This window comes from Mesorhizobium denitrificans, from assembly GCF_003403035.1.
GTDB lineage: Bacteria > Pseudomonadota > Alphaproteobacteria > Rhizobiales > Rhizobiaceae > Mesorhizobium_G > Mesorhizobium_G denitrificans.
Window position 1 is genome coordinate 1 of the sequence record NZ_QURN01000034.1, and the last position, 4,415, is coordinate 4,415.

General features: G+C 58.2%; 3 protein-coding genes. 2 read left to right on the forward strand and 1 reads right to left on the reverse strand.

Annotation, left to right across the window (positions count from 1 at the left end; translation table 11 throughout):
* Positions 1 to 108: 108 nt before the first annotated feature.
* Both DY251_RS21100 and DY251_RS21105 read left to right on the forward strand, forming a co-directional pair.
* Positions 109 to 3,324, forward strand: coding sequence for a hypothetical protein (locus DY251_RS21100; protein ID WP_116625871.1), 3,216 nt, complete (start codon positions 109 to 111; stop codon positions 3,322 to 3,324).
* Entirely contained in the window at positions 3,321 to 3,626 is a 306-nt protein-coding gene (locus tag DY251_RS21105; protein ID WP_116625872.1) for a hypothetical protein, read from the forward strand. Before DY251_RS21100 ends, DY251_RS21105 begins: the two co-directional genes overlap by 4 nt.
* Before the next feature lie 149 nt (positions 3,627 to 3,775).
* Here DY251_RS21105 and DY251_RS21705 read toward each other — a convergent pair whose 3' ends face one another.
* Positions 3,776 to 4,309 (reverse strand): hypothetical protein, encoded by a 534-nt coding sequence (locus DY251_RS21705; protein ID WP_199498920.1) that lies wholly within the window; start codon positions 4,307 to 4,309, stop codon positions 3,776 to 3,778.
* Positions 4,310 to 4,415: the final 106 nt, after the last annotated feature.

The window sequence follows — 4,415 nt, forward strand, 5'->3', positions numbered from 1 at the left end:
ACCGTATTGACCCCAGCATGACTCGAAATCCATAATCAGAGGTGGCTCACTTCTCGATGGAAAACCCGGCTCACTTCTGAGTGGAAATCAACAACCTCGCTCTACAGCGTGGCCGGTGGGGCAATCCTCGGTGGTCTGCTGGGTGCCGGTGCGGGTGCATTGTTCTCGCGTGCTGATCTCGGTCGCCTGTCGCGAATGGTGGAAGATGCCCAGCAACCGGGCTTCGACGGCGCGACGGATGTGCTGCATCGTGAATTGACGGACATGGCGGTCGGCAATCGGTCTGTCGGTGCTGCTGCTGCACCGGTTGACACGCTCGATGATCTCTCGATTGCCGGTGGATTGGCCGGAAAGGTGGCAGGCGCGACCGCACAGTTGAATCCGATGCTTCGGACGCTCACCAGCCCGTCACGCGTCGTTCGCTCTGTGGCGGCGTCCCTGATGGATACGCCGGTCTATCTGAAGAAGAACCTTCGGGGAGAGGGTGAGATCGCAGCCGAAACGGCGATGCAAGAATGGACTCGTGGCGCTGTCGCTCAGGCGGTCGAAGGGCAAAGGCTGACCTATCTGGAAGCCCGAAAGACCGGGCTGCGCATGTCGGAATCCGAATTCCGCGCTGAGGTCGGCAAGGCCATGCGGCGCGGTGACAAATCCGAATTCCCGGCTGTGGAAAAGGTTGCGAAGGAATGGCGAGCGCGGGTGTTCGAGCCTCTGAAAAAGAGGGCGATCGCTGCTGGCCTGCTGCCGGAAGATGTGAAGGTTGCGACGGCAGAGAGCTATTTCAGCCGGGTCTACAACAAGGAAATGATCACCGCGCGGGAATCCGAGTTCAAGGACATCGTGACCCGGTGGGCAGAAAAGGAAATCGATCGCTCTGCTCTCAACTCCAAGCGGGTGCTGGACGCCAAGACGCTCGACGCGCAGCGCGAGATTAACGATCTCAACATGAAGGTGCAGCGGCGCGAGACTGATCTACAGGAGCGCTTGCAGGCAGGGGAAATCTCGCCTGACCAGTTTGATGAAAACGAAGTCGTTCAATTCGCCAGGCGAGTCGCATCGGGTGAGCGGCCTGCCATGCCGCAAAGGCTCTCAGAATGGCTGCGCAAGCTTCAGCGGGACGGCATTTACGACAAGAATGGCGATCTGGCTGCGGCCTATCCTGAATTGAGGAAGATCCCCGGCCTGCTGCGGAAGTCGCGCAAAGGCACGCAGAACACCAAGGGTGGGCTTGGTCTTGATGATGTGGTCAATCGGGCGTGGGAAGAGGGCTTTCTCAATGATGCCGCGACAGCCACCAGCGATGCCTTCAGGGATACCGTGGTCGAGCGTCCCACAATCAGGGCTTTCCTCGATGCGCTGGATAACGATCTGCGCGGCGGTGCTGTGGTTCGTGTCGCCGATATGGAAGCAGCGCGCTCGGTGGATGATTTCGATCAGGTGATGCGCGCAATGGAGCGCTCAGGCATCGATTTCGAAAAGGTGCGGTTTGCCACTACAGAGGCCATGCGCGGCATTGCGCAGGCCGTGAACCGCTCTCTCGCTGATCTGGATCGCGCCAAGATCGCCAAGATCGACCAGGGCATCACCGAGATGAACCGGCGTGGCGACTTCGATTTCGTCAATGAGGCCGATCGCGCGGCGTATGTGTCTGAGGTTGTGAACAACATCTTCGACATGGTAACGGGCAAGGCAGGCGATGCCGGTCCTCGTATCGATCTGCCTGTTGCCAAGCATGGCCCGCTTCAGGATCGCACGTTCATGATCCCTGATGTCCTGATCGAGCAATTCCTCGAAAGCGATGTCCAGATCATCGGTCAACGCTATGCGCGCCTGATGGCCGGTGATGTCGAACTGACTGACCGCTTCGGCTCTGCCACGCTGGAAGGGCCGATCGAGGAAGTCATGAACGATTATAGCGCCATGCGCGAGAAGCTGATCGGGGATGAGACGATCGACGCGGGAGAGCGCGAACGGCAACTGAAGTTGCTCGCAGCGCGTGAGCGTGCCGATCTGCGGGATTTGCAGGGCGTCCGTGATTTGGTCCGTGGTGAGTATCGCCCAGACATTCAGCACACTGGTTTCGCCCGTATCCTGCGCGCTGCCTCTGCCTTCAATTACATGAGGGCATTGGGTGGCGTGGCAGTTGCGAACCTGACCGAACTCGTGCGGCCCGCAATGGTGCATGGGATGACTGCCTATATGGGCCAAGCCATCAAGCCGCTGCTGACCAATACCGCGGCGATCAAGCTATCGGTCAAAGAGGCCAAGCTTGCCGGAGCGGTGACCGAGCGAATCCTTGCCAGCCGCATCGCGACACTGGCGGAATTGACGGATCCCTATTCGTCGGCATCACCGATCGAGCGGTTTATCGAAAACGCCGCTGCGGGCTTCTCAAAGATGACGGGCCTGCTGCATCTCAACGACTTCAACAAGTCGATGGCGTCGGTCCTGACCCAGAACCGGATTCTCCAGAACGCGGAAAAGGCGGTCGCATCCGGGTTTGACAGCCTGCCTGCAAAGGAGCGGGCGTATATGGGCTTCCTTGGCCTCAACGAGGCGCGCACAGAGGCAATCGGCAGATTGTTCGCTCAGCATGGCGAAACGCTTGAAAACGTCCGTGTGGCCAATTCTGAGGCGTGGATGGATGACGGTCTGCGCTCAGCCTATCGTGCTGCGATCAACAAGGATGTGGATTCGATCATCGCGACCAAGAGCGCAGGCGATACCCCGCTGTTTGCCAATACCCCGCTTGGCCGCACGCTGCTGCAATTCAGGACGTTCGCCATTGCCAGCAATCAGCGCGTTCTTATTCGTGGGCTTCAGGAGGACAAGGCGCGCTTTGTGGGTGGTCTGGTCGGCATGATCTCGCTCGGAATCTTGGCCTACATGTTCAAGCAGATCGAAAGCGGGCGCGAGATTTCGAACAATCCCGGCACGCTGATCGCTGAAGGGCTGGATAGGTCGGGAATATTCTCGCTCGGCTTCGAGATCAACAATGCAATCGAGAAGGTCGGCGGGCCAGGTGCTTATGGTCTGGCTGCTGCTGGTGGGCAGGCGCTTATGCCTGGTGCCGATGCGCGACAGCCTGCAAGCCGGTTCGCCACAAGAACCGCATGGGGCGGCTTCCTCGGACCTACGTTCGATCTTGGTGAGCGCACTGTAGGGCTGGCCTCGATCGGCCTGCGAGCGATCAACGGCAATCCTGATCTCACACCTGGCGACATCGAAAACATCCGCCGCCTCGCACCGTTCGCCTCGCTGCCGTACTGGCGCTGGATGATCGACGGCATGGCAGTGCCGGCGGCAAAGGAGGCCGTGAAATGACCTATCCCCAAACCCCAGCCGATCTGGTCTGCGAAGATTCGCGGCAATATCTCGAAGCCTACGTGAGCCTGCATGATGGTCCGCAGCGGGTCGAACAGGTGTTCATCGATGCCGATAAGGCGGAATATTCAAGCCCAGCCGATCTGATGAAACTGCTCATGCTCGCGCATGCGGCGATGCTGCTTTACGAGTTGCCGGAAGTCGGCACTTTTCGGGCTTGGTACAAGGACAAGTCGCGGTCGCTGCTGCTGAAGGCGGTCGATTTGGCTGCAACACTGCAACGGCCTGCTGTCGTCAACTGAAGTCGCCTTGGCTGGGCAGGGTTAACCTTTCCCCACCGTCTTGAGGCACTGGCCCCGCCGCGTGATGCCTTTCGGGCGGCGGGGCTATTCCTAACATCAAGCGAATTATTCTTAAGGCCGCAACAAAACTTCGTGGTTCGTCACAGCCATTATCTGCTCCCATTCCCAAAGAAATTTGCTTGTGTAATCTTATGTCCAAGCGGCTTGTCTCTATCGAGTCGTCCAGAACCAGGGGGATCGCGCTCAAAAAGCGCAGTTCCACTCGAAAGATTCAGCCAGGTCAGACGATTGCGTAGTAATTCCGTGACCGGAGCATCGGTGAATTCGATATCCAACCCGACGAAAGTTGCTCCCGCAAAATTCTGACTCATTCCGCTGGGAGTGACCTCGAAGATTGTCTTGGGCGACTGTTCGTCCCGGAATGACACCATGGTCGGGTAATGCCCGTAGAAGTTGAAGGGCATTCGCCCAGACGCCTCCGCCAGCCGCTGCAAATCGGCGTCCTTCAGTCCTCCGACGCTGTTTTTGATACCCAACGTCGTTAAAATGCCCGGTTCATATACTTCGGAAAAGCGACCGTTGTTATTGCGCCAAGAGGGCAACATGTAGAATGTGCCACCAGCAGGTAGGTCGAAGATCAATGCCTCGCCATAGAGCGTCGTTGACCCCCCCATGCCGGTCAAACTGTTTTTCAGGTGTGATTTTTCGTGGAATGAGGACCCTGCTTAAGGGGTGATTTTCGTCCAAACGGGACCCCTTAACGTGGGGTCATCAAGATGCTTCCGGTTT

Coding starts and splice junctions, on each gene's coding strand:
- DY251_RS21105 (WP_116625872.1), top strand. CDS start 3,321: ATGACCTATCCCCAAACCCCAGCCGATCTGGTCTGCGAAGATTCGCGG.